The organism is Microbacterium sp. zg-B185, from assembly GCF_030246885.1.
Taxonomy (GTDB): Bacteria; Actinomycetota; Actinomycetes; order Actinomycetales; family Microbacteriaceae; genus Microbacterium.
Genome location: NZ_CP126739.1, coordinates 1460010 through 1486895 on the forward strand (window position 1 = coordinate 1460010; position 26886 = coordinate 1486895).

The following is a 26886-nucleotide window of genomic DNA, read 5'->3' on the forward strand; positions in this document are numbered from 1 at the left end:
GCGCAGGGGCGTCCGTGGGGAGCATCGGTCGTGGCCCCGGCTCGGCCCCTAAGATTCGGTGATGCCCTTCGCCCTCGCATTGACCATCGTCCTCGTCGCCCTGGCGGGCTTCCAAGCCGCATTGGTGCTGGGGGCGCCGTGGGGGCGCTTCGCCTGGGGCGGGCAGCATCGCGTGCTGCCCACACGACTGCGCGTGGGCAGCGCGATCTCGATCATCGTGTACGCGGTCATCGTCCTGCTGGCGTGGACGAAGGTGGGCGTGGTGCCGGCCATTCCCGCGATCATCGGCGACGTGGGCATGTGGATCGTGTTCGGCTACTTCTGCCTCGGGATCGTGATGAACGCGATCTCGCGCAGCACCTCCGAGCGCAACGTCATGGTGCCGGTGACGATCGTGCTCACCGTGCTGAGCCTGCTCATCGCGCTGGGCTACGGCGCGATGGCGATGGCGATCTGAACCGGACCGCCGGAAGCGGCGCTCAGCGGACCCCGAGCCAGGACCGGTCGGTCAGCACGAGAGGGCCGTCCTCGGTGATCGCGATCGTGTGCTCGGAGTGCGAGCCGCGGGAGCCGTCCGCGCTGCGGAGCGTCCACCCGTCCGGATCGGTGACCAGTTCGTCGGTGGTCTCCAGCAGCCACGGCTCCAGGGCGACGACCAGACCGGCCCGCAGCGGATAGCCGCGCTTGGGCTTGCCGTCATTGGGGATGTGCGGGTCCCCGTGCATGATGCGCCCCACCCCGTGACCGCCGAAGTCCGTGTTGATCGAGTACCCGCCTGCGTGTGCGACCTCTGCGATCGCGTGCGAGATGTCGCCGATCCGGTGTCCCACCGTCGCAGCCCGGATCGCGGCATCCAATGCGCGCTCGGTGGTCTCGATGATGGCGAGATCCTCGTCGCGCGGGGTGCCGACGACGAAGGAGACGGCGGAATCGGCGACCCAGCCGTCGACGGATGCGGCGAAGTCCAGTGAGACCAGATCCCCGTCCTGAATGGCGTAGTCGTGCGGCAGCCCGTGCAGGACCGCGTCGTTGACCGAGGTGCAGATGACCTTGCCGAACGGGCTCGCGCCGAACGAGGGGTGGTAGTCGATGTAGCACGACACCGCGCCGGCACGCCGGATCAGATCGTGTGCGCGGCGGTCGAGGGCCAGCAGGTTGGTGCCCACCTTCGTCTCGTCGCGCAGCGTCGCGAGCACCTCGGCCACGAACCGGCCGGCCGGCCGCATCGCCTCGATCTCGGCGGGCGTGCGCAATTCGATCATCGGCTTCCTTCCGTCGGAACCATTCTGTCAGCGCTGCGGCCCGGTCGCCCCGACATGCTGTGAGGATGCCTCGTTCTGCACGCTCGCACTCTCGCCGTGCGGATGACCGGCGTAGCATCGGCGTATGTGGGTTCGGCGCGCGTTCTACGGCTGGTTGATCCCGGCCGCGTTCCTTCTTCCCCTGTGGCTGCTGGTCGGCTGGGGCGTGTTCAACGCCGGGGGCTGGGCGTTCTTGTGGGTGCTCTTCCTGGCGATTCCGTCGGTGTTCGTGGGCCAGTTGCTGTTGACGCTCCTGGTTCGAGCACGCGGGACGGTGCGCGCCGAACGCGCGGTGTCGTGGTGGGACGTGCTGGGCTTCACTCTCTGGCACGGGCTGACGATCGCTCTGGGCTTTTTCAACCAGGCATGGTGGGCGCCGGTGATGGTCCTGACGATCGCCGTCGGACTGGCGCTGTTCTGGCTGGAGCTGGCGCAGCTGTGGCGTGAGGCGAAGCCGTCGAACATCCTGCTGCGCACGACCGAGGGCATCGGGTTCATCCCGGCACAGACGCCGCGGCCCGCGCCGTCCGAGCGCGACGTCATCGTGATCACCGAGAAGCCGCCGCCCGTCTGAGGGCCGTTTTGGCCGGCCGCGGCATCCGTGGCAGAATAGACCGTTGTGTCCTGACAGGTTCTGCCTCAGGGGGACCGGCCGTCCCGGCGTAGCTCGGAGGCCTCGGACACGCCTCATCCTTCCCACCAGTACCCGCGGTCGACCTGTGGCGGCCGCAGAGAGCAAAGTCATGCAGATCCTCGACTCCGTCGATGCAGCCTCGCTGCGATCCGACATTCCCGCCTTCGGCGCTGGCGACACCGTCCGGGTGCACGTCAACATCACCGAGGGCAACCGCTCTCGTGTGCAGGTCTTCCAGGGCGTCGTCATCGGCCGACAGGGCGACGGCGTGCGCGAGACCTTCACGGTCCGCAAGATCAGCTTCCAGGTCGGCGTGGAGCGCACGTTCCCCGTGCACAGCCCGGTCATCGATCACATCGAGATCGTGACCCGCGGCGACGTCCGCCGCGCGAAGCTGTACTACCTGCGCAACCTGCGCGGCAAGAAGGCCAAGATCAAGGAGAAGCGCGACAACTGACGCGCCGTTCCGCACAACGCCCTGGGCCGCGGCCCGGGGCGTTGTCGTTTCTTTCCGGCGCTGGAAACGCCCCCACGTCGCTGCGCGTGCCGCGGAGTGTGCGACCCTTGATGCAGCGGCTCGCCGACGTGCGGCACGCCCGAAGAAGGACCCTTATGACCACCGAGCAGACGGCGGCCGCCACTCCGACGCCCACCTCCCGCGCCGCGCAGCCGCAGCCCCGCGACCGACGGCGAGGGTGGCTCTCGTTCCTGCGGGACGTGCTGATCATCGTGCTCGTGGCGGTGCTCGTCTCGTTCCTGGTCAAGACCTTCCTGGTCCGCTCGTTCTACATCCCCTCCGGCTCCATGGAATCCACGCTCATGGTGAACGACCGGATCCTCGTCGATGAGATCACTCCCCGTTTCGGCGGCTACGGACGCGGCGACATCGTCGTGTTCCGCGACCCCGGCGGCTGGCTGCCGCCGCGTGCGGAGACCGAGCGTTCGTTCCTGCTGGAGGGCGTGGACTGGACGCTCTCCCTGGTCGGCCTCGCCGCTCCGGACAGCGACGACCATCTGGTCAAGCGGATCATCGGCATGCCAGGGGACCACGTCGTGTGCTGCAACGCGATCGGACAGGTCACGGTCAACGGCGTCCCCATCGACGAGACCGACTACGTGCAGCGGCCCACCCCGGACAGTCCCGCCTCCGGCGAGCCGTTCGATGTGACCGTTCCGGAGAACCGGCTCTGGGTCCTCGGCGACAACCGCTACTCGTCCAAGGACTCGCGATACAACCAGGACCAGCCCGGCGAGGGCTTCGTCCCGGTCGAGAACGTGGTCGGCAGGGCCTTCTTGACCACCTGGCCGTTCGACCGGTTCGGGATGCTGGACTTCCACCGCGACGTGTTCGGGGGCGTCCCCGAGGCCTCGGACGAGCCGGTCGAAGACCCCACCGATGCCCCCACCGATGCCCCCACCGGCGTCCCGCCCGAAGCTCCTGCCGAGAACCCGCTGCCGTGACATGAGCCCGGTCGAGCCCCGTCTGACCCTCGAGCGTCGTCTGCTGCGAGAGCACGCGATCGTGATCGCGTGCGACGAGGTGGGCCGCGGAGCGCTGGCCGGCCCGGTCGCCGTCGGAGCGGTGGTGATCGACGCGCCCCGCTCCCGGAAGCGGGTCCCGCAGGGACTTCGGGACTCGAAGCTCGTCCCCGAGCACCGGCGCCCGGAGGTGGCCGCGCGCGCGGCGACCTGGGTGGCGGCCAGCGCGGTGGGCTGGGCGAGCTCCGTCGAGATCGACGAGATCGGCATCATCCGCGCGCTGGGCCTGGCCACGATTAGAGCCCTTGCCGACCTGCGCGTCCACGGTGTCGTGCCGGAAGAGGCGATCGTCGTCCTGGACGGCAACCACGACTACATCACACCGGCCGGCGGCACCGGGTTGAACATCCGCCCGGTGATCAAGGCCGATCGCGACTGCGCGAGTGCGGCGGCGGCATCCGTCATCGCCAAGGTGGCGCGCGACGCGCTGATGACGGAGCTGCACGACGAGCTGCCGGCCTACAGCTGGGCGCGCAACAAGGGGTACGCCAGTCCCGAGCACCGCTCGGCGATCAGGAAGCACGGCATCAGCCACCACCACCGCGCCTCATGGGCGCTGCTGGAGGAGCCGACACTGTTCTGAGGGCGTGCCTCACGTGTCCAGCGAAAGCTCCTCGGGCAGGTGGAAGTCGCGCCGGGAGAGCTCCTCGACGTTGACGTCCTTGAACGTGAGCACCCGAACCGACTTCACGAACCGATCGGCGCGGTAGATGTCCCAGACCCAGACGTCGGTCATGGTGATCTCGAAGTAGAAGTCGTGCTCCGTGTCGCGGCGCACCACATTGACCTCGTTGGCGAGGTAGAACCGGCGCTCGGTCTCGATCACGTACTGGAACTGTGAAACGACGTCCCGGTACTCGCGATACAGAGCGAGCTCCAGTTCGCGGTCATAGTCTTCGAAGACTTCGTCATCCATGGTGCTTCCCATCCTAGAGTCGAGCCGGCTCGATGCGGGCGCAGGTGGCGGTCGGCGGCTCTCGGATTCGCCCCGCTCCTCCTCCCCAGGCCGCTCCCGCGGGACGTTGTCCCGCACCGAGCCTCACTGCGGTCTGGCCGGTCGGCGCCCGCGTCACGCTGGGTACATGGCAGCAAAGGATGTTCTGGGGCGTGCCGGCGAGGCACGCGCAGCGCAGTACCTGGAGACGTGCGGCTACACCGTGCTGGAGCGCAACTGGCGGAGCGCGGACGGCGAGATCGACCTGGTCGTCGCGCGTCCGGGCGAACTGGTCGTCGTGGAGGTGAAGACCCGCAGCGGCGACGGCTACGGGCATCCGTTCGAGGCGGTCGACGGCCGCAAGCAGCATCGCCTCTGGCGGCTCGCGGTGGCGTGGATCGCCGCCCATCCGGATCACGCGCAGGGGCGGCGGCTGCGCCTGGATGCGATCGCCGTCACCGGATCCGATCCGTGGACCGGCAGGCTCGAGCATCTGCAGGACCTCCGGTGACGACTGCCCGCACCTGGGCGGTCGCCTTGACCGGACTCGACGGAGCACTGGTCGAGGTGGAGGCGGACCTGTCCAATCAGACACCGGACTTCCGCATCATCGGCCTGCCGGACAAGGCGCTCGGCGAAGCGGTGCGGCGCGTGCACAACGCCAGCGCGAACTGCGGACTCGACCTGCCGCGCCGACGTCTGACCGTCAACCTGTCGCCGGCGAGTCTGCCCAAACACGGGTCCGCCTTCGACGTGGCGATCGCGATCGCCTCGCTCGCCACCGAAGACCGCATGGATGCCGCCTCCGTTGCGCGCACCGTGCACATCGGCGAGCTGGGGCTGGACGGACGCCTCCGACCTGTTCCGGGGGTGCTGCCCGCCGTGCTGACCGCCGCCCGCGAGGGCATCCGGCGCGTGGTCGTGCCGCACGCGAACGCGCCGGAAGCCTCGCTCGTGGACGGCATCGAAGTCATCGGCGCCGTCTCCCTCGCCGACGTGGCACGCTGGCACGGCGCCGAGGTCGAAGACCGTCAGCTCGAGCCGGTCCCCGCCCCAGCCGCCGTAGGCGAGCCGCGCCGTGCAGCGGAGCTTGCCGAGGTCATCGGTCAGCGTGAGGCGGTCGAAGCGCTGATCGCGGCCGCGGCCGGCGGTCATCACCTGCTGATGAGCGGTCCGCCCGGGGCGGGCAAGACGATGCTCGCCAGCCGGCTCCCCGGCATCCTCCCCCCGCTCGATGACGCGGCGGCGCTCGAAGCGGCCGCGATCCGGTCGCTGTCCGGCGACGTCGTGGGAACCCTCCTGCGGCGCCCCCCTTTCGAGGCGCCGCACCACAGTGCGAGCATCGCCGCGCTGGTGGGGGGCGGGTCCCGGGTGGTGCGGCCTGGCGCGATCGCGCGCGCCACCCATGGGGTGCTGTTCTTGGACGAGGCGGGCGAATTCGCCCCCAGCGCACTCGACGCGCTGCGCCAGCCACTGGAGACCGGGACCATCACGATCCATCGCGCCGGGATCGCGGCATCCTTCCCCGCGTCCTTCCAGCTGATCCTCGCCACCAACCCGTGTCCCTGCGGGAACCACGGTGTGCGCGGGGCGAACTGCGTATGTGCCCCGATGGCCGTTCGCCGCTACCTGGGCAGGCTCTCCGGACCGCTGCTGGACCGGGTCGACATCGAGCTCGCGCTGACGCGCGTCTCGGTCGCGCACACGATCGCCCCCGCAGCCGACACCGTGACGACGGATGCCGCGGCCGCCCGTGTCGCCGAGGCGCGCGCCCGCGCCGCACACCGGCTGCGCGAGACCTCATGGCGCGTGAACGCGCGCGTGTCCGGTCCGTGGCTGCGCGACGGGCCGCTCGCGCTGGCTCCCGTGGTCCGGCGCCCGCTCGATGCGGCCCTGTCGCGCGGCTCGCTGACGCTGCGCGGCTATGACCGCGTGCTCCGCGTGGCCTGGACCCTCGCTGACCTGGCCGGCCGGCCCAGGCCGACGGTCCAGGACATCGGCCGGGCCCTGTTCATGAAGAAAGGCATCACGACATGATCGACTTCCTGCCCTCGCCGGCGGTGGCGAGGACGCTGCTGACCGGGCTGGTGGCGGGCGAACCGGACGATGAGGCGGCGCGTCGGCTCTTCGCGCTGCACGCGTGGAGCTGCCTCGTCGAGCCGGGGGACGGCGTTGCGGGCAGGGTGGTCGCCGCCCTCGGCCCGGAAGCGGCGCTGGCCGCGTTGTCGTCCGAGAGTCTTCCGCACACCGTCCTCGAGACCACCGACCTCACCGCGGCCCAATGGCAGCAGGCGCGTGACAGGTGGCGGCCGCGTCTGGTCGCCCGGGAGGTGCGAAACGCGCTGGAGATCGCCCGGCACTCCGAGCTCGCGATGCTCGTCCCCGGAGATCGGCACTGGCCGGCGGCCCTGACGGACCTCGGCCAGCACGCACCGTTCCTGTTGTGGGTGCGGGGCGACCCCGGCGCCCTGGTCCACCTGACTCCGTCGGTGGCGCTGGTGGGTGCCCGAGCCGCGAGCGGGTACGGCGAGCACGTGGCGGCGGAGCTGTCCGCCGACCTCGCCGGCCGCGGTGTGACGGTCGTGTCCGGCGCGGCGTACGGGATCGACGGCGCTGCGCACCGGGCGGCGCTGGCTGCCGGCGGCCGCACAGTCGCACTGCTGGCCGGTGGCGCAGATCAGCCGTACCCCCGCGGGCATTCGGAGTTGATCCGGCAGATCGCCCAGTCGGGTGCCGTGCTCAGCGAAGTGCCGTGCGGGTCACCGCCGACCAAATGGCGGTTTCTGCAGCGGAACCGCCTGATCGCCGCACTGGCGGGTGCGACCGTCGTCGTCGAAGCGGGCTGGCGGAGCGGCTCGCTGAACACCGCGGCACACGCCGCCGCGCTCGGGCGTCCGCTCGGCGCCGTCCCCGGACCGGTCACGAGCGCGTCCTCGGCGGGCTGTCACCGCGTGCTTCGCGAGTTCGACGGACGATGCGTGACGAACGCCGCTGAGATCATCGAACTGCTCGGCGACCTGGAGCCGACGCTGTTCGATCTCCCGTCCCCGTCCGGCGGTGGTGGGCGCACCGACGACCGGACGCGGATCACCGACGCCATGAGCTTCCGGACGTGGCGGGAGACCACCGAGATCGCGCGTCGTTCCGGGCTCGCGCCGACAGAGGTCACCGCTATCCTCGGGCTGCTGTCGCTGGAGGGCGCCGTCGTCAACGGCAACGGCGGGTGGCGGCGGACCCGTCCGGTTGCGCAGACCGGCTGAGTCCCGTGCGTCGTCGGGCGACCGTCGCCCGGCGAGGGCATGCTGGTGGCATGGAGTTGGACACGGCGGCGGACGGGTACGCGGATCACCTTGCCCGCGTGCGTCGGCTTTCGCCCGCGACCGTTCGGGCGTACCGCGCGGATCTGCGGGATCTGTCCGGCACCGTGCCGGGCGTCGACCTCGCCGCCGTCGACCTGGAGTCGCTGCGGGAGTGGCTGTGGAAGGCGACGCAGCGCGGGGATGCGCGCTCCACGCTGGCGCGCCGCACCGCGGCGGCGCGCGGATTCTTCGGATGGGCGACCGAAGAGGGACTGATCGCGTCCGACCCGAGCCTGCGACTGGTCGCACCCAAGCGCGGACGCACCCTGCCGCGGGTCGCGACCGCCGACGGCGTGCGGGGCATGCTCGACGAACTCGCCGAGCGGGCGGCCCACGGCATGCCCACCCAGCTGCGAGATCACGCGATGCTCGAGGTGCTGTACGGATCGGCGCTGCGCGTGTCGGAGCTGACCGGACTCGATGTCGACGACGTCGACCTGGAGCGGGCGACCGTGCGCGTGCTCGGCAAAGGCGCCAAGGAACGGGTGGTCCCGTTCGGGGTGCCTGCGCGCAGGGCCGTGGAGGCCTACCTCGCCCGCGCACGCCCGGCGCTGGTGAACGCCGGCCGTGCAGCGGAGGCGGGGCCGGCGCTGTTCCGGGGCGTCCGCGGCGGACGGATCACGCCCCGTGCCGTCTACGACGTCGTCGCCCGCGAACTCGGCTGCGTCCTGGGGACCTCGACGGTCGGCCCCCACGCGCTGCGGCACTCCGCTGCCACTCATCTGCTGGACGGCGGCGCGGATCTGCGGGCGGTGCAGGAGATGCTCGGCCATGCCAGCCTCGGCACCACCCAGGTCTACACGCACGTGTCCTCGGAACGGCTCGCCGCCACCTATCGCCTCGCGCATCCGCGTGCCTGAGCCTGGCGGGCAGCGAGCGGATGCGCCGCCGTCAGGCGCAGCAGGGGAGCAGTACCGCACGCGGCACCCCGCCCAGCAGCAGCAGCGGATTGATGTACTCGCCATCCAGCCTGACCCCGAAGTGCAGGGTCCCCGGCGACGCGTGACCGCCTGCCGCGAGCATCGCCACCTCCTCGCCCCCGCGCACCGCCGTACCGGGTGCGAGCGCCGAATCCACCGGCTCCAGGGTCGTCACCAGGCCCGCGCCGTGATCGATGGTCAGGATGCCGCGCCCGGCGACCGCGCCGGAGAACGCGACCACGCCGTCGGCCGGTGCGCGCACCACCGCGCCGCTCGCCGGATCCAGATCGATCCCACGGTGACCGGGAGCGTATTCGTGCGCGGGAGCGACGAACGGCCGCACCAGCCGGAACCGCTCTGACGGCCACACCCAGCCCAGCCCGGACAGATCCGCGGCGGGTGCGACCGGGGTCACCGCCGCGTCCGCGGCCGGCGTGCTCACGACGACGGTCGCCGACAGGATCAGCGCCGCGCCGATTCCCCACGCCACGGTCGCTCGACCGGGGCCGCGAGCACCGGATGGGCGAGCGGGAGCCATTCATCCAGGGTGACGACCTGGGCGCGCTCGTGTGCCGGGGTGGGCGGGAAGGGGGGAGAGGGGCCGTTCCGACGCGGCTGGGGAGGAGGCCCGCCTGGTACACTGGACGGACACCTCGTTTGTCGGGGTGAATACGCGTGCCCACAGCGCGACCGCGAACGCAGTTCGTGGGAGCGCGGCATCCATTCCCACCGGTCTCATGGCGCGGCTCTCGACAGAGGGTCCGCGCAGGAGCGGGAGTGTGCCGGGCACCAGGCGCGCCGACCAGTCCGGTCCGGCGGAACACACAACCGCAAGCGGCGCTTTCCCCGCGTCGAGAACAGGAGAACGGCTATGGCCGTCGTAACAATCCGCCAGCTGCTGGACAGCGGCGTTCACTTCGGACACCAGACCCGCCGGTGGAACCCGAAAGTCAAGCGCTTCATCCTCACCGAGCGCAGCGGCATCCACATCATCGATCTGCAGCAGTCGCTGACCTACATCGACAAGGCCTACGAGTTCGTCAAGGAGACGGTCGCCCACGGCGGCACGGTCCTGTTCGTCGGAACCAAGAAGCAGGCACAGGAGATCATCGCCGAGCAGGCGACCCGCGTCGGCCAGCCCTACGTGAACCAGCGCTGGCTCGGTGGCCTCCTCACCAACTTCCAGACGGTCTCCAAGCGTCTCGCGCGCATGAAGGAGCTCGAGGAGCTGGACTACGACAACCCTGCTGACAGCGGCTTCACCAAGAAGGAGCTGCTGCTGAAGAAGCGCGAGCTCACCAAGCTGCACAAGTCGCTCGGCGGCATCCGGAACATGTCCAAGACGCCGTCGGCCATCTGGGTCGTCGACGCCAAGCGCGAGCACCTCGCAGTCAACGAGGCCACGAAGCTCGGCATCCCGATCATCGGCATCCTGGACACGAACGCGGACCCGGACGAGCTCCAGTACCCGATCCCCGGCAACGACGACGCGATCCGCTCGGTGGGCCTGCTCACGCGCATCATCGCCGACGCCGCCGCCGAGGGTCTCATCCAGCGTCACCAGCCCTCCGACACCGCTGAGGCGGCCGAGCCGCTCACCGACTGGGAGCGCGAGCTGCTCGAGCAGGGCACGCCTGAGCAGTCCTCCGCCGAGACCGAGAAGGTCGCCGACGTCGCACTGGCCGAAGCCGAGGCGTCCGAGCTGGTCGCCGACGAGCAGGCAGCCGTGATCGAGGCGACCACCGAGTCCGCCGATGACGTCGCCGGTGCCGAGGCTCACGACGAGGCCATCGCCGCAGGCGAGCCGGTCGCCGAGGTCGCCGAAGCCGAAGCCGAAGCCGCCAAGTAGGCGCTGACCCGTCAGCACTGCGCTGCAGGCCGGCGGTGAGCACACGCTCGCCCCGGTCTGCAGCACTCTCGGCGGACCTCGTTCGCACGGCCCGCCCACGCACTCACACGAACTCATCACAATCAAGGAGCCACTACCCATGGCAAACTTCACGATCGCCGACATCAAGGCGCTGCGCGAGCAGCTCGGGACCGGCATGGTCGACACCAAGAAGGCGCTCGAAGAGGCCGACGGCGACGTCGAGAAGGCCGTCGAGATCCTGCGTCTGAAGGGCGCGAAGGGCAACGCCAAGCGTGCGGACCGGTCCACCAGCGAAGGCCTCGTGGTCGCTCGCGAGCAGGACGGCAAGGTCACCCTCGTCGAACTGGCGTGCGAGACCGACTTCGTCGCCAAGAACGAGCGCTTCATCTCGCTCGCGGACAAGGTGGCGGATGCCGCGGCCGCTGTCGGCGCCGACTCCGTCGAGGCTGCTCTGGCAGCCCCCGCCGGCAACCAGACCGTCGAGCAGCTCATCGCCGACGAGGCCGCCATCATCGGCGAGAAGGTCGAACTCCGACGCGTCCGCACCCTCTCCGGCGACAAGTTCGAGGTGTACCTGCACAAGACCAGCAAGGACCTGCCCCCGCAGGTCGGTGTGGTGCTGGCGTACACGGGCGATGACGCCGAGACGGCTCGCAGCATCGCGCAGCACATCTCCTTCGCCAACCCGTCCTACCTTTCCCGCGACGAGGTCCCCGCGGCCGACGTCGAGAAGGAGCGTGAGATCGTCACCGAGATCTCCCGCAACGAGGGCAAGCCGGAGGCCGCCCTCCCGAAGATCGTCGAGGGCCGCGTCAACGCGTTCTTCAAGCAGGTCTCGCTCCTGGACCAGGACTACGCGAAGGACAACAAGCAGTCCGTCGCGCAGGTGGCCAAGGACGCCGGACTGACCCTGACGGGCTTCGCCCGGTTCAAGGTCGGGGCTTAGCACCGTGAAGAGGCCCGCATCACATCGATGCGGGTCTTTTTCATGCCGTGAGCGCGTCAGCGCCCGCGGCGCCCGGTAGACGTGCAGCGACAGATGGTTGCAGGCGATGAGAGGATGACACGTGATCGATGAAGCGACCGGAACCCGGCGGGTCCTGCTGAAGCTCTCCGGCGAGGCATTCGGAGGCGGACAGCTGGGCGTGAACCCGGATGTCGTCAGTCAGATGGCCCGCGAGATCGCCGCCGCGGTGGACCGCGTGGAGATCGCCGTCGTCGTCGGCGGCGGGAACTTCTTCCGCGGCGCGGAACTGAGCCAACGCGGCATGGACCGCGGCCGCGCCGACTACATGGGCATGCTCGGGACGGTCATGAACGCGCTCGCGCTGCAGGACTTCCTCGAGCAGGCCGGTGCGGCCACCCGCGTGCAGTCCGCGATCTCGATGACCCAGGTCGCCGAGCCGTACATCCCGCGCCGGGCCGAGCGGCACATGGAGAAGGGCCGCGTGGTCATCTTCGGCGCCGGCGCCGGACTCCCGTATTTCTCCACGGACACCGTCGCCGCCCAGCGCGCCCTCGAGATCGGCGCATCCGAAGTGCTGGTCGCCAAGAACGGCGTGGACGGCGTTTACACCGCGGACCCGAACAAGGACCCGGACGCGACCCTGATCCAGCGCATCACGTACATGGACGCCCTGCAGCGCGGGCTCAAGGTGGTCGACTCGACCGCCTTCAGCCTGTGCATGGACAACCGCATGGACATGCGGGTGTTCGGCATGGAGCCGGCTGGCAACGTCACCCGGGCGCTGCTGGGCGAGCCGATCGGCACGCTCGTCACGGCGTGACCTGATCGCCGCCACTAGACTTAGCCCTCAGATCTACCGATAGGAGTCACTGTGATCGCCGACGTCTTGGCCGAGGCCGGCACGCGCATGGATCGCGCCGTTGAAGGTGCGAAGGAAGACTTCGCGACGATCCGGACCGGTCGTGCGAACCCGCAGCTGTTCCAGAAGATCCCCGTGGACTACTACGGAACGCCGACGCCGCTGGCTCAGCTCGCCTCCCTGAACAACCCCGAGGCGCGCACCATCCTGGTCACGCCGTACGACAAGTCCGCGCTCAAGGCGATCGAACAGGCCATCCGCGACACCCCGAACATCGGCGCCAACCCGACCAACGACGGCAACATCATCCGCGTCACGCTGCCGGAGCTGACCGAGGAGCGCCGCCGCGAGTTCGTCAAGATCGTGCGCGCGAAGGGCGAGGACGCCAGGGTGCACGTCCGCGGCATCCGGCGCAAGTCCAAGGATGACCTGGACGCGCTCAAGAGCGACATCGGCGAGGACGAGCTCGCGCGCGCCGAGAAGGAACTCGACGCGCTCACGCGCGCCCACGTCGACGCGATCGACGACGCGCTCAAGCGCAAAGAGACCGAGCTCCTCGAGATCTGAGTCCACCATGACCGACGCATCCCGCGAGCAGCCGGGTGACGAGCCGCCCACGGACGCGCCGCTGACCAGGCGGGAGGCCGCCCGCCAGCACCGCAGGTCCTCGCCCGGCGCCGTCAGCCCGGCGTTATCGCATGTGCGGGCGGCCCGTACCGAGTTCGAAAGTCAGGTTGCGCAGGCCCGCGCGGAGTTCGAGGAAGCTAACGAGCGGATCAAGCAGCGCACCGGCCGGGATCTCATCCTCGCAATCCTGATCGGCCTGGCGATCGGCGCGGCCCTGATCGCTTCGCTGATCTTCCTCAAGTGGGTCTTCGTGCTCTTCGCACTCGGGGCGGGACTGCTGGGCATGTTCGAGTTCGGCCGCGCCCTGATCGGGGCGGGGCGCAGAGTCGACCTGATCCCGCAGCTGGTGATCGGGACGCTGCTGATCCTCTCCGGGTATTTCGTGGACCTGTGGGTGCACTGGATAGCGGCGTTCGTCGCCGTCGCACTGGTGATCGTCTGGCGGCTGCTGGCCCAGATGTTCGCAAGGGACGGACGCACCTACGGCGCTGTTCTCAGCGATGTCCTCATCGCCGGGTTCCTGCAGTTGTACGTCGCGTTCCTGACCAGCCTGTGTCTCATCCTGCTCCGCCAAGAAGGCGGGGAGTGGTGGGTGCTGGCCTTCATCATCATCGCCGTCGCCTCCGACACCGGCGCGTACGCCGCGGGAATCGCGTTCGGCAAGCATCCGATGGCTCCCCGGATCAGTCCGAAGAAGACCTGGGAGGGCTTCGCGGGTGCCGCGCTGGCGGCCCTGATCGCCGGTGTCCTGCTGTCACTGTTCATGCTCGGGCTGCCGTGGTGGACCGGCCTGGTGATCGGCGCAGTGATCCTGGGGACCGCGACCGCCGGTGACCTCGGCGAATCCATGATCAAGCGCGATCTCGGTATCAAAGACATGAGCTCATGGCTTCCCGGTCACGGCGGCGTCTTGGACCGGCTGGATTCGATCCTGCCCTCGGCGGTCGGCGCCCTCGCGTTGTTCTACCTGCTCTCTCCGCTGGCGGCGTGATGACCACGTCCGATACCGCGACGATCACGTTCGCCGAGACCCACGGGTCGGTGAAGGGATATGAGAAGCGCGCCGTGGACGCGTTTCTCCTGCGCGCCCGCAACGCATTCGAGAGATACGGCGACGAGGCGGACCAGATGACCTCGGCGGACGTGCGGCGGGTCGCATTCCCGATCGTTCGGCACGGCTACGTGATCTCCGCGGTGGACGACGCGCTCGGTCGGATCGAAGACGCGTTCGCGGCACGGGAGCGCGAGGCGGCGGTCGCCGACGGCGGCGTGCACGCATGGGTCGGACAGACCCGCGAAACCGCCCAGGTGGTGCTGGATCGCCTCTCGCGTCCGAAGGGGCGACGGTTCGATCGGGTCGGCGGCCTCCGCTACGGATATCGCATCGACGAGGTGGATCTGGTCGCCGACAAGCTCGCCCGCTATCTGGAAACCGGTGAGGCGCTGTCGGTGGAGCAGGTCCGCGGCGTGGCGTTCCGGATGCAGCGCGGGGGATACCGCGAAGCCCAGGTCGACGCCGTTCTGGATGCCGTGATCGAAGTCATCCTCGCCGTCGCGTGATGTCGCAAAAGCAACCCCGGATGGCACGCCCGCGCTGTGCTGGTTAGACTCGGGACACTGTGACTTCCGGCAACGAGATGATTCCCGCCCGAGGAATGCCCCGTCAGGATGCGGCGACCCTCGACACGGCGGCGGTAGCAGTGGCCTCCCACCGGCGGAGCCCCACCTCTCCGCGCTGGTCGCGCCGCCGCGGCGTCGCCGGCGTGTTCGCCGCGTTCGCCGTCATCGGGTTCGCGGCCGCGTACATCGGACCCACCGGCGTCGCGCTCACCGAGGCGCGCGCGCAGGAGCCTATACCCGTCACGCTCTACTCCAGCACGCTGGATGACGCGCAGCGGCTGCTGCTCGCACGCGAGGCCGGCGAGCAGGCCGCGGCTGATCTGGACCGTGCCGGCTACACCGTGTACGTCACCCCCAAGCCGACGCCGACACCGGAGCCGGTCGTCGCCGCGAACGACGACGCGGAGGAGTCCTCCTCGTCGGGGTGGCGACCGCCGTTCGTCACACCGGATCCCGGTACCGCGCAGGGCATCGCCTACGAGATGGTGCTGGCGCGCGGATGGGGCGATGACCAGTTCGCCTGCCTCGTCGCGCTGTGGAACCGCGAATCCGGCTGGCGGGTCAATGCGTACAACTCCGGCAGCGGCGCCTATGGCATCCCGCAGGCCCTCCCCGGCAACAAGATGGCCAGCGCAGGCGCGGACTGGGAGACCAACCCGGCCACGCAGATCTCGTGGGGCCTCGGCTACATCGGCGGTCGCTACGGATCGCCGTGCGGTGCGTGGGACCACTCCGAGCGCGTCGGCTGGTACTGACCGCCATGCCGCGGCCAAACCGTCGGCGCCCCGAGGACGACGGCGACGACGCCCTGGAGCGACTGATCACCGGCTGGAAGCGCACCGAGGTGCGACGGGGTGTGGAATGGACGGTGCAGCCGGTCACGGCCGCGCAGGCGGCGAAGAGCTATGTCTGCCCCGGCTGCGGTCGCTCGGTCCTCGGCGGCGTCGCCCACCTGGTGGTCTGGCGCGCTGACGGCGTGCTCGGCGATCAGGCCGATCTCGCCGGTCGCAGACACTGGCACACGCATTGCTGGAGGATCGCCTGACATGGACATCCGCGGACCCGTGCTCCTGCCTGCCCGGCGGGAGGACATCGAACTGCACACCCTGGACGACCTGACCCTGGTCGGGGAGCTGGCCGTCCCGGCGGATCGGGAACCGGTCGCCACCCTGGTGACCCTGCATCCGCTGCCCACGGCCGGTGGGTTCATGGACTCGCACATCCTCCGCAAGGCGGCGGCCCGTCTTCCCGCTCTGGCCGACCTCGCCGTCCTGCGATTCAACACGCGGGGGACCACGTCGCCGCGCGGCACCAGCGAGGGCGCTTTCGACGGCGGTCGCGCGGAGGCGTTCGACCTGGCTGCCGCGATGGATTTCGTGCGCACGCGCCGGCTGCCGCGCCCCTGGCTGGTGGGCTGGTCGTTCGGCACGGAGGTGGCGCTGAAGTACGGACTGGACCACGACATCGAGGGAGTGATCCTCCTCTCGCCGCCGCTGCACAGGACGACGCCCGAAGAGGTCGCAGCCTGGGCGGGCGGTTCTCGTCGCGTCGTCGTGGTCGTCCCCGAGCTGGACGACTATCTGCGCCCCGACGAGGCCGCGGAGAAGTTCGCGTCCCTTCCGGATGCGGTGCTCATCCCGGTCGAGGGCGGCAAGCACCTGTGGGTGGGGGAGAGCCAGACCCGACGGGTCCTCACCGAGATCGTGGCGGCCGTCAACCCGGACGCTTTGCCGCTCGCCACCGAATGGGACGGACCGCTCAGCCAGTGACAGGCGAGTGCGGCAGTCTTCTCAGCGCTCGTTCTGGCGCGGGATCACGACCTGCCGGTAGATGATCAGGATGCTGGCGGCGACCGGAATCGCGATCAGCGCTCCCAGCAGACCCAGCAGCGACCCGCCCGCGAGGGCGGCGATCACCACGACCGCGCCGGGGACCGACACCGCTCGGTTCATGACCCGCGGCGAGATGACGTACGCCTCGATCTGCATGTAGATCAGGTAATAGATCGCCGCGATCAGCGCCGTCGTCGGGGAGCCGAGGCCGAGGCACGTCAGGACGATGATCGCCGAGCCGGTCAGCGTGCCCACCAGCGGGATCAGCGAGAAGAAGAAGGCCACGACGGCCAGCACCGCGGGGAAGGGGGCCCCGATGATGGAGAGGAGGATCGCGCTGAGCACGCCGTTGATGACGCCCATGGTGACCTGACCCATGACGAAGTAGCCGACGGATTTCGTGATCTGCTCGGCGATGTCGATGAACCGCGCGCGCTTGGATGCCGGCACGAGTTGGTAGACGGCGGCTTTCAGGTTGGGAGTGGATGCCGTGAAGTAGATGGTCAGGATCAGGACGATGAACGCTCCGGCCAGGCCGGCGAGCACGCCGGCGCCGACCGCCAGAACGCCTTCGCCGATCGACGCATAGTCGAGGTTCTCGATCCAGTCCTGGACGAAGACGAAGACCTCTTCGACATCGAGATTCGGGAAGACTCCGCCCAGCCATTCCTTGATGTCATCGAGGGTCGTCCCGCGCTGCACGACTCGCGTGATCGCCGCGATCAGCTGGCTGACCTGGCTGGTGATGATGGGCACCAGCATCAGCACGATCCCGGCGAAGGCAGCCAGGACCGCCAGGATCGTGATGAGAACCGCCGCCCAGCGCCGCAGCTTGCGCCGCTCGAGGAAGGAGATCGCAGGCTCCAGACCGAGGCTCAGGAACAGCGCCGTGCCGACGTACAGCAGGATGGTCGACAGGGTCTGGATGCTCCCGATCAGGACCATCCCGAGTCCGACGCCCAAAGTCGCCACGAACGCGACGCGGAACGGGTTGTGCACCTTCATGTGGCGATCCAGCCTCTCTCGACGGGCCGTCGACCCTGTCACGTCAGGATAAGCACACGAGGGCGCTCATGCGGGGATTGGCGCCTCCCGGAGGACTTTCAGGTCGTTGTCGCTAGTCTGGAATGTCGAGTAGGTGGCCCGCTGCTCAGTCTTGCGGGCCCGGAAAGGTGTTCTGTGCGTTTCGTGTGGGCCGTAGCGGCGTTCGTCCTGGCTGCCGTGATGATCGGGGCAGGCATCGCCCAACGCACCGTCTTCCAAGGTCCCAAGACGGAAACGGCCGCCATCTCGGTCTCCGAGGGTGCGCCGTACCTCCTGATCGACGGCGACGTGCTGAACATGGTGCCCGGTGCGCAGACGCTGCGCGCGCAGGGCGACGGCGAGATCTTCGCGGCGTACGGCCGCACCGCCGACATGAAGGCCTGGCTGGCCGACACGACCTACAACCAGGTCTCCCTCGACAAGAACGGCGAGATCGTCACGAAGGCGATCGAACCGACCGCGGTCGAGGACGAGACGGCTGCCGCTGCCGAGGCCGGGGCGACCGAGCCGGCGGCCCCGGTCCGCAGCCCGGTCGGATCGGACCTCTGGCTGGACGAGTTCCAGCAAGAGGATCTCCTGATCGCACCGCTGCAGCTTCCCGAGGAGATGAGCGTGCTCGTCGCCGCGGACGGCATCGAGGCCGCGCCAGCGGAAGTGACCGTCTCATGGCCGATCGCCAGCGCCACCCCGCTGGCCGGTCCGCTCATCGTCATCGGCGGCATCCTGATGGTGATCGGCGTGTTCCTGTACATCCTCGGGATCCGTCACGCCCGCCGTTCGCGCGGCCCTCGCCGCAAGGGCCTCCCGCTCGCCGCCACCCAGCCCATCGACCTTGCCGTCGAGGGGGCGGACAAGGGCGTCATCAGCGCCACCCCGACCCGCCGCTCCGTGACATCCGGCCGGCGCGCGTTCACGGTCATCCCGGCCGTCGCGGTCTCGGCGCTCCTGTTCGCCGGATGCTCGGCGGATTCCTGGCCGCAGCTGGCCGGCAGCCCCACGCCGACGCCCACGGCGACCGTCATCGTGCCCGAGGGCCAGCAGGCACCGGCAGTCACCGAAGCGCAGGCCGAGCGGATCATCGCCCGGATCGCCGCGACCGCAGCCGACGCCGACGCGGCCCTGGACCCCACGCTTGCGGCGACGCGGTTGACCGGCGCCGTCTTGGCCGAGCGCACCACCAACTACACGCTGCGCGCCGCGATCGCCGACTACAAGGCGCCGACGGCGATCCCGGTGAAGCCTCTCGAAATCGTCCTCCCGCAGGCCTACGACGGGTGGCCGCGTTCGGTGATGGCCGTCGTGAACAGCGAGGCTGACAAGACGGCGAGCATCATGCTGATGACCCAGGCGGATGCGTGGGCGCCGTACAAGCTGACCTACTTGTCCAGCCTCGAAGCGGCCACGCAGATGCCCGACCTCGCCCCGGCGTACGTGGGCGCCGCCCAGGTGCCGCCGGACTCCTCGTTCCTGGTGATGCCGCCGGATCAGCTCGCCGCCGCCTACGCGGACATCATCAACAACGGCGAGGCCAGCGAGTTCTACGACCAGTTCGAAGCCGAGGGCGACCAGTTCCGCGTGAGCATCGCCGCCGACCGGGACCAGCGCCTTGCGGAGTTCAACACCACAGCGGCATCCACCGGAAGCCTCTCCTTCGAGTCCATGCCCGGCACCCACCCGCCGCTCGCGTTGGCCACACTCGAAAGCGGCGCTATCGTGGCCATCAACATGAACGAGGTCGACACCGTCCAGCCGACGAACGCCGACGCGGTCATCAAGCTGGACAGCAACCCGACGGTCAAGACGCTGGCCGGCGCGGAGCAGTCCGCAACCGGCTTCTCCACGACGTTCAGCGACCAGCTGTTCTTCTACGTTCCGGGTCAGGGGTCTTCGGAGAAGATCCGCCTGCTCGGGTACGGATCCGAAATCCTCGATGCAAAGGTGATCAGTTGACGGACGTAACCCCCGGTGCCGCGTTGCGCGGCGCCGTCGACCTGTCTGCACTCCGCAACCGGCCCGCTCCCGCTCCGGCCGGCACGGAGCCTGCCGCTGCGGCGACCGGCTCGCTGGTGATGGACGTCACGGACGAGACGTTCCCGGAGGTTCTCGAGCTGTCCCGCACCGTCCCGGTCGTCATCGACCTGTGGGCCGAGTGGTGCGGTCCCTGCAAGCAGCTCAGCCCCATCCTGGAGCGCGTCGTCACCGAACTGGGCGGCCGCCTCGTCCTGGCCAAGGTCGACGTGGACGCCAATCCGCAGCTCGCCCAGGCGTTCCGCGCTCAGTCGATCCCGTTGGTGGTCGCCCTGGTCGCCGGTCAGCCTGTCCCGCTGTTCACCGGAGCCGTGCCGGAGCAGCAGGTCCGTGAGGTCTTCGCGCAGCTGCTGCAGCTGGCCGCCCAGAACGGCGTCACCGGGACGCTCGATGTCGACCCGGCCGAAGCCGATGGGGACGAGGACGCCGCAGCCGTCGAGCCTCCGCTGCCGCCGTTGCACGCCGAAGCGTTCGACGCCATCGAAGCGGGCGACTACGACCGTGCGATCGCGGCCTACGAGAAGGCCCTCGCCGAGAATCCCCGCGACGATGACGCGCGTGCCGGCCTCGGTCAGGTGAAGCTCCTCAGCCGCGTGCAGGGCCTGGACCTGCAGACGGCACGTGCCGCTGCGGCCGCGGCACCGACCGACGTGGACGCGCAGTTCGCCGTGGCCGACCTGGATGTCGCCGGCGGCCACGTCGAGGACGCGTTCGAGCGCCTGCTGGATCTGTTCGCCGCGTTGGCGCCGGACGAGCGCACGCCCGTGCGCGAGCGGCTGCTCGAGCTGTTCGCGCTGACCGGCGACGCCGACCCGCGTGTGATCCGCGCCCGCGGCCGCCTCGCCTCCCTGCTGTTCTAGCCGGCGGCGACGCGCCTCAGCGCACGCGGATCAGCCGCGCGTCGGCGAGGGGATGTGGGCGTCCGGGTCGTGCCGCAGCCACAGCACACCCAGGGGCGGGAGCACCATCGTTGCGCGCCCCGAGTCGTTCGCCTGCACGAGCCCCATGTTGCCGACGCCCGAGCCGCCGTAGTCCTGCGCGTCGGTGTTGAGAATCTCGTGCCAGACGCCCGGCGCGGGCAGGTCCAGAGCGTAGGAGTGGACCGGCACGCCGGAGAAATTGCAGATGACGGCCACGGCGTTGCCGTGCCAATCGCGGCGTGTGAAGGCGATCACGTTGGGGTTCCAGCTCGGGCCGCCCAGCCTGGAGAAGGCGGTGCCGTCGTTGTCACGCGCCCACAGCGCCGAGTTGTCGCGGTACACGCGATTGAGCGTCGCAACGAAGCTCTGCAGGCCGGCGTGCGAGGGCTGATCGAGGATCCACCAGTCCAAGCCCCGTCCTTCGGCCCACTCGGAGGGCTGACCGAACTCCTGACCCATGAACAGCAGCTGCTTGCCGGGGTGACCCCACATGTAGGCCAGGAACGCGCGCATGTTCGCGAGCTTCTGCCAGTGATCCCCCGGCATCCGGGAGAACAGACTGCCCTTGCCGTGCACCACCTCGTCGTGACTGATCGGCAGCACGAAGTTCTCGGTGAAGGCGTAGACGAACGAGAACGACAGTTCGCCCTCGTGGTGCGAACGGTACATCGGGTCGCGTGAGATGTACTGCAGCGAGTCGTTCATCCAACCCATGTTCCACTTGAAGCCGAACCCGAGACCCGCCTGGCTGGTCGGTGCGGTGACCCCGGGAAAACTGGTGGACTCCTCCGCGATCATCGCGATGCCGGGATAGCGCTTGTAGGACGTGGCCGTGACCTCCTGCAGGAAATGGATCGCCTCCAGGTTCTCGCGCCCGCCGTGCACGTTGGGCGTCCATTCGCCGGCTTGGCGCGAGTAGTCCAGGTACAGCATCGATGCGACGGCATCGACGCGCAGCCCATCGACGTGAAACTCCTCGAACCAGTACAGCGCGTTGGCCACGAGGAAGTTGCGCACTTCGCTGCGGCCGTAGTCGAAGATGTACGTGCCCCACTCCCGGTGCTCACCGCGGCGCGGATCCGAGTGCTCGTACAGCGGCTCACCGTCGAACCGGGCCAGTGCGAACGCGTCCTTGGGGAAGTGCCCGGGAACCCAGTCCATGATCACGCCGATACCGGCCTGGTGCAGGCGGTCGATCAGATAACGCAGGTCGTCCGGCGTGCCGAAGCGGCTGGTCGGTGCGTAATAGCCGGTCACCTGGTAGCCCCAGGATCCGCCGAACGGGTGCTCGGCCAGCGGAAGGAACTCGATGTGCGTGAAGCCCTGGGCGGTCACGTATTCGATCAGCTGATCCGCACCGTCGCGGTAGGACAGCCCGGGACGCCAGGAGCCGAAGTGGACCTCGTAGATCGACATCGGCTGGGAGATGGGCTGACTCTTCGCCCGCTGCGCCATCCAGGCCGCATCCGACCAGGTGTATTCCGACTCGGTGATCACGGACGCAGTCGCCGGAGGCATCTCCGCGTATCGGGCCATCGGATCCGCTTTCAGGACCCACTCGCCGCTGCGCGAGAGCAGCTGGAACTTGTATGTGGCGCCCACGCCGATTTCCGGCACGAACAGCTCCCATACTCCGCTGCCGCCCATCGACCGCATCGCATGCGAGGCGCCGTCCCAGCCGTTGAAATCGCCCACGACGCGCACCGCCCGCGCGTTCGGGGCCCACACGGCGAAGGACGTGCCCACGGTGCCGTCCAGTTCGCGCACGTGGGCGCCGAGCACGCGCCAGAGCTGTTCGTGCCGGCCCTCGCGGATCAGGTGCAGGTCGAGCTCACCGATCGTCGGCGCGAAGCGGTACGGGTCCTCGGCGGTGTGGTCGGAGCCGTCCTCGTAGGTGGCCAGCAGCGTGTACCGGCCGTCTTCACCGGCGCGCTGACCCTCCCAGATCCCCCCGCGGACGTGCTCCAGCGGCACGCGAGTGCCGTCCGGGAACACGGCGGTCACACTGCGGGCCAGCGGACGCCGGGCGCGGATGGTCCATTCCACCGCACCCTCGGCGTTCGTCCCGCGGTGGATGCCGAGTACGGAATGCGGGTTGTGATGGGTGCCTTCGGCCACGGCGTCCAGCAGGTCATCGGTGGTGGTCTTCATCGCGACTCCTTCACGTGCAGGATGTGGACAGGCTCGTGGAAGGCGTCGAGCTTGACGAAGTTGTAATCGGCCCAGGTCCAGCGCTGGCCGGTCAGAAGCTCCTCGACCTCGAAGGGTTCACCGGGAGTGACGCCCCAGGCTCGGGTGTCCAGATGCACCATCGTCTGGCGCACCGAGTGGGGATCCACGTTCGCCACCACGATGACGGTGTCGGCCCGCCCGGTGGAGGACAGCTCGGCGCTGAGGGTCTTGGAGTACACCAGGATGGCGTCGTCGTCGCTCCAGTGCACTGTGAGGTTGCGCAGCTGCCCGAGCGCAGGATGGTCGCGGCGGATCTCGTTCAGGCGCCTCAGGTAGGGCGCCAACGAGTCTCCGCGTTCCTCGGCGGCGTCCCAGTCGCGGAGCTTGTACTCGTATTTCTCGTTGTCGATGTTCTCCTCGGAACCGGGACGCGCGACGTTCTCGTACAGCTCGTACCCGGCGTACACGCCGTACGTCGGCGCACCCGTCGCCGCGATCGCGGCACGGATCTTGTAGGCCGGTCGGCCCCCGAACTGCAGATACTCGGTGAGGATGTCCGGCGTGTTTACGAACAGGTTCGGGCGGAGGAAGTCGGCGGTGTCATGGGCGAGGCCGGTGAGGAATTCCTCCAGCTCGCTCTTCGTGTTGCGCCAGGTGAAGTAGGTGTAGCTCTGCTGGAACCCCGCCAGGGCGAGGCCCTGCAGCGGAGCGGGTCGCGTGAACGCCTCGGCGAGGAACACGACGTCGGGGTTCTCGGCGGAGACCGTCGCGATCAGCCACTCCCAGAACTGCAGCGGCTTGGTGTGCGGGTTGTCCACCCGGAAGATCTTCACGCCCTGCGCGATCCAGTGGCGCAGGATGCGCAGCGCCTCCGCCCGGATCCCCTCGGGGTCGTTGTCGAAGTTGATCGGATAGATGTCCTGGTACTTCTTGGGCGGGTTCTCGGCGTAGGCGATCGAGCCGTCCGGGAGGGTCGTGAACCACTCCGGATGAGCGGAGACCCAGGGGTGGTCCGGTGCCGCCTGCAGCGCGAAGTCGAGGGCGACCTCCAGGCCCCGCTCGCGTGCGGCCCGCACGAACGCGCGGAAGTCCGCGAGCGTCCCCAGGTCGGGATGGACGGCGTCGTGCCCGCCCTCGTCGGAGCCGATGGCCCACGGCGATCCGGGATCGCCCGGCTGCGGGTCGAGGGTGTTGTTGCGGCCCTTGCGGTTCACCCGGCCGATGGGGTGGATCGGCGGCAGGTAGAGCACGTCGAACCCCATCCCCGCGACCCCGGCGAGACGCCGCGTGGCGGAGCGGAACGTGCCGCTCTTGATGGTGCCGTCCTTCAGTGGCCGCGCGCCCTCAGACCGGGGGAAGAACTCGTACCACGCGCCCACGCCGGCGCGTTCTCGCTCCACGAGCAGCTCCAGGGTCGCCCCGACGGTCATCAGCGAGGTCACCGGCCGCACCGCGAATAACGCGGCGATCGACGGGTCGCGCACCACATCCAGAGCCCGTCCGTCGTCCGTTGCGGGATCGCGCAGATCGCGGGCGGCGTTCTCCAGCCGACGCCGCTCGGGAAGCGGGCGGCTCTGGTCGGCGACGGCCCGCTCGAACAGGAGGGCGCCGAGTTCGCGCATGATCGCCGTGTCGACGCCGGCCGCGATCTTCACCTCGGCCGCGTGCTCCCAGGTGGCGAAGTCGTCGGCGAAAGCCTCGAAGCGGAAGCTCCAGACCCCCTCTTCGAGCGGCGCGATCGTGGTCTCCCACCGGTCGAACCCGTCCTCCAGGGCGGACAGCCGATGCAGCGACTCATCGCCGGAGGGGGAGAACAGCCTGACGTGCACGCCGATGCGGTCGTGGCCCTCGCGGAAGGCCGTGGCTCGGAAAGGGACCGCTTCGCCGGAGAACGCGCTCGGGCGGAACTGCCCCCCGGGCACCGACGGCGAGGGCAGCACGATCGGGATGCGCGCAGTCACCGTCCCGGAGACCGCGGCGGCCGACTCGGGCGGCGGGTCATCCACTGTCCGAAGGGGGATCGGCGAGGCGCTTCGCCAGGGGCGGGTGCGCACGGAGCGCGTCGTCGTGACCACCCCTCGAACCTACCGCGAGCCTCGGCGAGGGGACAGGCTCTGGCGCGCCGTCCGGCCCTCGCCTACCCTGCGCGAAACAGCCGCATCGAGGTTCCCGGCAGGGCTACGGTATCTCCCGGACGCAGCTGCGCATGCGTGTCGCTGGGCGTCTCGTCCGCGCTGGACCAGAGCGACACGAACGTGGCGACGCCGTCGATCCGAGGCAGCGTGACGTCGACGGGGTGCTCGTTTCCGTGCACCATCAGCAGGATCCGGTTGAACTCCTCGTGTTCCGGCGTCGAAGCGGCGACGTACTGGAGCGTCCGGCTGGACGGGTCCGTCCACTGCTCGATCGACATGGTCCTGCCGTTCTGGTCGTACCACTGCATCACAGAGGCGGAGGGGGTGTGCTCGTTGAGTTTGGCGAATCGGCTCGGCCGGAGGGCGGGGTTCTCGCGGCGCAGCTCCAGCAGACGCCGCACGTGCGCGAACAGGTCGTCTTGCCATGGCGCGTGCTCCCACGAGATCCAGGTCAGCGGCGAGTCGTGGCAGTACGCGTTGTTGTTGCCGCGCTGGGTGCGCGCGAACTCGTCTCCGGCGGAGAGCATCGGCACGCCCGCCGACAGCAGCAGTGTGCCCAGCAGGTTGCGCATCGCCTTGCGGCGGGTGGCGAGGATCCCCTCATCGGAGGTGGGGCCCTCCGCGCCGTGATTGAAGGAACGGTTGGTGTCCGCCCCGTCCCGGTTCTGCTCGCCGTTGCCGAGGTTGTGCTTGACGTCGTACGAGACGAGGTCGTTGAGCGTGAACCCGTCGTGCGCGGTGACGAAGTTGACGCTCGCCAGCGGGCCGCGCTCCGCGCTGAACGTGTTCGAGGACCCGGAGAGGCGGGTGGCGAAGCCGCCGATGCCCACCGGGGCGGCGGAGGCGCGGCGTGCGTAGTCGACGTCGCTGAGCCAGAAGTTGCGGACGCGGTCGCGGTAGCGGTCGTTCCACTCCAGCCAGCCTTCGCCGAAATTGCCGGTCTGCCAGCCGCCCATTCCGACATCCCAGGGCTCGGCGATCTTCTTGACACCGGCCAGCGCCGGGTCTTCGGCGATCGCGCGCAGCAGCGGGTGCTCCGGCGTGAACGTGTGCGCGGCATCTCGACCCAGCGTCACGGCCAGGTCCAGCCGGAACCCGTCGATCTGCATGTCGTTGGCCCAGTAGCGCAGGGAGTCCAGCACCAGGCGGGATGCGGCATCCGTCGAGGTGTCGACCGAGTTGCCGCAACCGGTGACGTCGATGTAGACGCCGTCCTGGTCCTGCCGGTAATACGAGCGGTTGTCGATGCCGCGCAGGCTGGTCCGGGGGCCGCCGATGCCCTCTTCGCTGGTGTGGTTGTAGACGACGTCGAGGATGACCTCCAGTCCGGCCTCATGGAGGAGGCGCACCATGCCCTTGAACTCCCGGAGGATCGCCTCCGGCCCCCCGCGGCGGCTCTCCTCCGTGGCGTACGCGCCGTGCGGGGTGAAGAAGTTCAGGGAGTTGTACCCCCAGTAGTTGGTCAGTCCATGCTGGAGCAGGCGCGGCTCGGTGGCGAACGCATGGACCGGTAGCAGCTCGATGCTGGTCACGCCGAGCGTGAGGAAGTGATCGATCATCGCCGGATGCGCGAGGCCGGCGTACGTGCCGTGCAGGGCGGGCGGCACGGCAGGATGCCGTTTCGAAAGCCCCTTGAGGTGGCCCTCGTAGATCACCGTCCGATCCAGCGGGACCGCCGGCTTGGCCACCCCGCCCCAGTCGAAGCCGCCCTCGATCACGACCGATCGCCAGTCCTCGAACCCGCCACTGACCAGGCCCTTGGAATACGGCTCGACCAGGAGGGTCCCCGGGTTGAACATGTTGCCGGGCCCGTGCGGGCCGTCCACCCGGATGGCGTACCGCGCTCCAGGGCGAAGCCCGGGCGTCGTGACGCTCCACACGCCGCCACCGGCAGGCTGCAGCGGCATGGTGTCGGTGCTCCAGTCCAGGTCGCTGTCGTCGAACAGGACCAGTTCCACTTCGCCGGCATTGGCGGCCCAAACCCGCAGCGTGCCGCCGTCAGGTCCGAGGGTGACGCCGAGGTCGTCGAGCTCCGAACGGAGCAGGCCTGACCGCGGGGCGAGCGCGGCGAGGGATTCTGGCGAAAGCATGCGTTCTACAGTAGTAACGCGCACAGTCGCAGGTT

27 protein-coding genes are annotated in these 26886 nt (G+C 69.4%); 20 read left to right on the forward strand and 7 right to left on the reverse strand.

Features of this window, described 5'->3' with window-relative positions:
* The first annotated feature begins 61 nt into the window (after positions 1-61).
* Positions 62-457: a hypothetical protein gene (locus QNO12_RS06995; RefSeq protein ID WP_257502056.1), complete on the forward strand. Its 396-nt coding sequence runs from the start codon at positions 62-64 to the stop codon at positions 455-457.
* Positions 458-479: 22 nt separating this feature from the next.
* Here the strand turns inward: QNO12_RS06995 and map are convergent, their stop codons facing one another.
* Positions 480-1262, reverse strand: coding sequence for a type I methionyl aminopeptidase (gene map / locus QNO12_RS07000; RefSeq protein WP_257502057.1), 783 nt, complete (start codon positions 1260-1262; stop codon positions 480-482).
* Between the two features lie 124 nt (positions 1263-1386).
* Between map and QNO12_RS07005 the strand changes: the two genes are divergently transcribed.
* The 4 genes from QNO12_RS07005 to rnhB all read left to right on the forward strand — a co-directional run bounded on the left by QNO12_RS07005 (position 1387) and on the right by rnhB (position 4057).
* The gene (locus QNO12_RS07005) at positions 1387-1875 is read left to right on the forward strand and encodes an MFS transporter permease (RefSeq protein ID WP_257502058.1); all 489 of its coding nucleotides are present in this window, start codon (positions 1387-1389) and stop codon (positions 1873-1875) included.
* A gap of 169 nt (positions 1876-2044) precedes the next feature.
* Positions 2045-2392 carry a 50S ribosomal protein L19 gene (gene rplS / locus QNO12_RS07010; protein WP_257502059.1) on the forward strand — a complete coding sequence of 116 codons (348 nt, stop codon included), beginning with the start codon at positions 2045-2047 and terminating at the stop codon, positions 2390-2392.
* 155 nt (positions 2393-2547) lie between these two features.
* Positions 2548-3396, forward strand: coding sequence for a signal peptidase I (lepB, locus tag QNO12_RS07015; protein ID WP_257502060.1), 849 nt, complete (start codon positions 2548-2550; stop codon positions 3394-3396).
* A gap of 1 nt (position 3397) precedes the next feature.
* A complete protein-coding gene (gene rnhB / locus QNO12_RS07020) occupies positions 3398-4057 on the forward strand; it encodes a ribonuclease HII (RefSeq protein ID WP_257502061.1) in 660 nt (219 codons plus the stop codon).
* Between the two features lie 9 nt (positions 4058-4066).
* Here the strand turns inward: rnhB and QNO12_RS07025 are convergent, their stop codons facing one another.
* The gene (locus tag QNO12_RS07025; protein ID WP_257502062.1) at positions 4067-4390 is read right to left on the reverse strand and encodes a DUF2469 family protein; all 324 of its coding nucleotides are present in this window, start codon (positions 4388-4390) and stop codon (positions 4067-4069) included.
* A 166-nt stretch (positions 4391-4556) separates the two neighbouring features.
* On the opposite strand from QNO12_RS07025, the gene QNO12_RS07030 reads away from it, so the two are divergent.
* From QNO12_RS07030 to QNO12_RS07045, 4 genes are read left to right on the forward strand one after another with little or no spacing between them, the layout of a single operon-like run.
* Complete coding sequence (locus QNO12_RS07030) at positions 4557-4919, forward strand: YraN family protein (RefSeq protein ID WP_257502063.1); 363 nt, start codon at positions 4557-4559, stop codon at positions 4917-4919.
* Positions 4916-6445: a YifB family Mg chelatase-like AAA ATPase gene (locus tag QNO12_RS07035; protein ID WP_257502064.1), complete on the forward strand. Its 1530-nt coding sequence runs from the start codon at positions 4916-4918 to the stop codon at positions 6443-6445. The genes QNO12_RS07030 and QNO12_RS07035 overlap by 4 nt, the downstream gene beginning before the upstream one ends.
* A complete protein-coding gene (gene dprA, locus QNO12_RS07040; protein WP_257502065.1) occupies positions 6442-7668 on the forward strand; it encodes a DNA-processing protein DprA in 1227 nt (408 codons plus the stop codon). Before QNO12_RS07035 ends, dprA begins: the two co-directional genes overlap by 4 nt.
* A 50-nt stretch (positions 7669-7718) precedes the next feature.
* Positions 7719-8627: a tyrosine recombinase XerC gene (locus QNO12_RS07045; protein ID WP_257502066.1), complete on the forward strand. Its 909-nt coding sequence runs from the start codon at positions 7719-7721 to the stop codon at positions 8625-8627.
* 31 nt (positions 8628-8658) lie between these two features.
* Here the strand turns inward: QNO12_RS07045 and QNO12_RS07050 are convergent, their stop codons facing one another.
* On the reverse strand, positions 8659-9225 hold the full coding sequence (locus QNO12_RS07050) for a murein hydrolase activator EnvC family protein (RefSeq protein ID WP_257502067.1): 567 nt from the start codon (positions 9223-9225) through the stop codon (positions 8659-8661).
* Positions 9226-9558: 333 nt separating this feature from the next.
* On the opposite strand from QNO12_RS07050, the gene rpsB reads away from it, so the two are divergent.
* The 9 genes from rpsB to QNO12_RS07095 all read left to right on the forward strand — a co-directional run bounded on the left by rpsB (position 9559) and on the right by QNO12_RS07095 (position 16399).
* Positions 9559-10536: a 30S ribosomal protein S2 gene (gene rpsB, locus QNO12_RS07055; RefSeq protein ID WP_257502068.1), complete on the forward strand. Its 978-nt coding sequence runs from the start codon at positions 9559-9561 to the stop codon at positions 10534-10536.
* Positions 10537-10675: 139 nt separating this feature from the next.
* Positions 10676-11503, forward strand: a complete 828-nt coding sequence (tsf, locus tag QNO12_RS07060; protein WP_257502069.1) for a translation elongation factor Ts — start codon at positions 10676-10678, stop codon at positions 11501-11503.
* 121 nt (positions 11504-11624) lie between these two features.
* The gene (gene pyrH, locus QNO12_RS07065) at positions 11625-12344 is read left to right on the forward strand and encodes a UMP kinase (protein ID WP_257502070.1); all 720 of its coding nucleotides are present in this window, start codon (positions 11625-11627) and stop codon (positions 12342-12344) included.
* A gap of 51 nt (positions 12345-12395) precedes the next feature.
* Positions 12396-12950, forward strand: coding sequence for a ribosome recycling factor (gene frr, locus QNO12_RS07070; protein ID WP_257502071.1), 555 nt, complete (start codon positions 12396-12398; stop codon positions 12948-12950).
* A gap of 7 nt (positions 12951-12957) precedes the next feature.
* Positions 12958-14001 (forward strand): phosphatidate cytidylyltransferase, encoded by a 1044-nt coding sequence (locus QNO12_RS07075; RefSeq protein ID WP_257502073.1) that lies wholly within the window; start codon positions 12958-12960, stop codon positions 13999-14001.
* Complete coding sequence (locus tag QNO12_RS07080) at positions 14001-14570, forward strand: DivIVA domain-containing protein (RefSeq protein ID WP_257502074.1); 570 nt, start codon at positions 14001-14003, stop codon at positions 14568-14570. Before QNO12_RS07075 ends, QNO12_RS07080 begins: the two co-directional genes overlap by 1 nt.
* 59 nt (positions 14571-14629) lie before the next feature.
* Positions 14630-15385, forward strand: a complete 756-nt coding sequence (locus tag QNO12_RS07085) for an aggregation-promoting factor C-terminal-like domain-containing protein (RefSeq protein ID WP_257502075.1) — start codon at positions 14630-14632, stop codon at positions 15383-15385.
* Positions 15386-15390: 5 nt separating this feature from the next.
* Positions 15391-15675 carry an Rv1322 family protein gene (locus tag QNO12_RS07090; protein WP_257502076.1) on the forward strand — a complete coding sequence of 95 codons (285 nt, stop codon included), beginning with the start codon at positions 15391-15393 and terminating at the stop codon, positions 15673-15675.
* A gap of 1 nt (position 15676) precedes the next feature.
* Entirely contained in the window at positions 15677-16399 is a 723-nt protein-coding gene (locus QNO12_RS07095) for an alpha/beta hydrolase (RefSeq protein ID WP_257502077.1), read from the forward strand.
* A 21-nt stretch (positions 16400-16420) separates the two neighbouring features.
* Here QNO12_RS07095 and QNO12_RS07100 read toward each other — a convergent pair whose 3' ends face one another.
* On the reverse strand, positions 16421-17467 hold the full coding sequence (locus tag QNO12_RS07100) for an AI-2E family transporter (RefSeq protein WP_257502078.1): 1047 nt from the start codon (positions 17465-17467) through the stop codon (positions 16421-16423).
* Positions 17468-17641: 174 nt separating this feature from the next.
* Here QNO12_RS07100 and QNO12_RS07105 point away from each other — a divergent pair, with 174 nt between their 5' ends.
* Both QNO12_RS07105 and QNO12_RS07110 read left to right on the forward strand, forming a co-directional pair.
* Complete coding sequence (locus QNO12_RS07105) at positions 17642-19456, forward strand: DUF8094 domain-containing protein (protein ID WP_257502079.1); 1815 nt, start codon at positions 17642-17644, stop codon at positions 19454-19456.
* On the forward strand, positions 19453-20394 hold the full coding sequence (locus QNO12_RS07110; RefSeq protein ID WP_257502080.1) for a tetratricopeptide repeat protein: 942 nt from the start codon (positions 19453-19455) through the stop codon (positions 20392-20394). The genes QNO12_RS07105 and QNO12_RS07110 overlap by 4 nt, the downstream gene beginning before the upstream one ends.
* Positions 20395-20424: 30 nt before the next feature.
* Here the strand turns inward: QNO12_RS07110 and glgB are convergent, their stop codons facing one another.
* The 3 genes from glgB to glgX form a co-directional block, all read right to left on the reverse strand.
* Entirely contained in the window at positions 20425-22605 is a 2181-nt protein-coding gene (glgB, locus tag QNO12_RS07115; RefSeq protein WP_257502081.1) for a 1,4-alpha-glucan branching protein GlgB, read from the reverse strand.
* Entirely contained in the window at positions 22602-24701 is a 2100-nt protein-coding gene (locus tag QNO12_RS07120) for an alpha-1,4-glucan--maltose-1-phosphate maltosyltransferase (protein ID WP_374761022.1), read from the reverse strand. Before QNO12_RS07120 ends, glgB begins: the two co-directional genes overlap by 4 nt.
* 62 nt (positions 24702-24763) lie before the next feature.
* Positions 24764-26851, reverse strand: coding sequence for a glycogen debranching protein GlgX (gene glgX / locus QNO12_RS07125; RefSeq protein WP_257502082.1), 2088 nt, complete (start codon positions 26849-26851; stop codon positions 24764-24766).
* Positions 26852-26886 lie beyond the last annotated feature (35 nt).

Bases quoted from the DNA above. Each gene is read 5' to 3' on its own strand.
- rnhB (WP_257502061.1), top strand. From the start codon at position 3,398: ATGAGCCCGGTCGAGCCCCGTCTGACCCTCGAGCGTCGTCTGCTGCGA.
- QNO12_RS07030 (WP_257502063.1), top strand. From the start codon at position 4,557: ATGGCAGCAAAGGATGTTCTGGGGCGTGCCGGCGAGGCACGCGCAGCG.
- dprA (WP_257502065.1), top strand. From the start codon at position 6,442: ATGATCGACTTCCTGCCCTCGCCGGCGGTGGCGAGGACGCTGCTGACC.
- QNO12_RS07090 (WP_257502076.1), top strand. From the start codon at position 15,391: ATGCCGCGGCCAAACCGTCGGCGCCCCGAGGACGACGGCGACGACGCC.
- rpsB (WP_257502068.1), top strand. From the start codon at position 9,559: ATGGCCGTCGTAACAATCCGCCAGCTGCTGGACAGCGGCGTTCACTTC.
- QNO12_RS07025 (WP_257502062.1), bottom strand. From the start codon at position 4,390: ATGGATGACGAAGTCTTCGAAGACTATGACCGCGAACTGGAGCTCGCT.
- QNO12_RS07050 (WP_257502067.1), bottom strand. From the start codon at position 9,225: ATGGCTCCCGCTCGCCCATCCGGTGCTCGCGGCCCCGGTCGAGCGACC.
- glgX (WP_257502082.1), bottom strand. From the start codon at position 26,851: ATGCTTTCGCCAGAATCCCTCGCCGCGCTCGCCCCGCGGTCAGGCCTG.
- glgB (WP_257502081.1), bottom strand. From the start codon at position 22,605: ATGAAGACCACCACCGATGACCTGCTGGACGCCGTGGCCGAAGGCACC.
- QNO12_RS07005 (WP_257502058.1), top strand. From the start codon at position 1,387: ATGTGGGTTCGGCGCGCGTTCTACGGCTGGTTGATCCCGGCCGCGTTC.
- lepB (WP_257502060.1), top strand. From the start codon at position 2,548: ATGACCACCGAGCAGACGGCGGCCGCCACTCCGACGCCCACCTCCCGC.
- map (WP_257502057.1), bottom strand. From the start codon at position 1,262: ATGATCGAATTGCGCACGCCCGCCGAGATCGAGGCGATGCGGCCGGCC.
- QNO12_RS07095 (WP_257502077.1), top strand. From the start codon at position 15,677: ATGGACATCCGCGGACCCGTGCTCCTGCCTGCCCGGCGGGAGGACATC.
- QNO12_RS07045 (WP_257502066.1), top strand. From the start codon at position 7,719: ATGGAGTTGGACACGGCGGCGGACGGGTACGCGGATCACCTTGCCCGC.
- QNO12_RS07075 (WP_257502073.1), top strand. From the start codon at position 12,958: ATGACCGACGCATCCCGCGAGCAGCCGGGTGACGAGCCGCCCACGGAC.
- rplS (WP_257502059.1), top strand. From the start codon at position 2,045: ATGCAGATCCTCGACTCCGTCGATGCAGCCTCGCTGCGATCCGACATT.
- QNO12_RS07080 (WP_257502074.1), top strand. From the start codon at position 14,001: ATGACCACGTCCGATACCGCGACGATCACGTTCGCCGAGACCCACGGG.
- QNO12_RS06995 (WP_257502056.1), top strand. From the start codon at position 62: ATGCCCTTCGCCCTCGCATTGACCATCGTCCTCGTCGCCCTGGCGGGC.
- tsf (WP_257502069.1), top strand. From the start codon at position 10,676: ATGGCAAACTTCACGATCGCCGACATCAAGGCGCTGCGCGAGCAGCTC.
- QNO12_RS07100 (WP_257502078.1), bottom strand. From the start codon at position 17,467: ATGAAGGTGCACAACCCGTTCCGCGTCGCGTTCGTGGCGACTTTGGGC.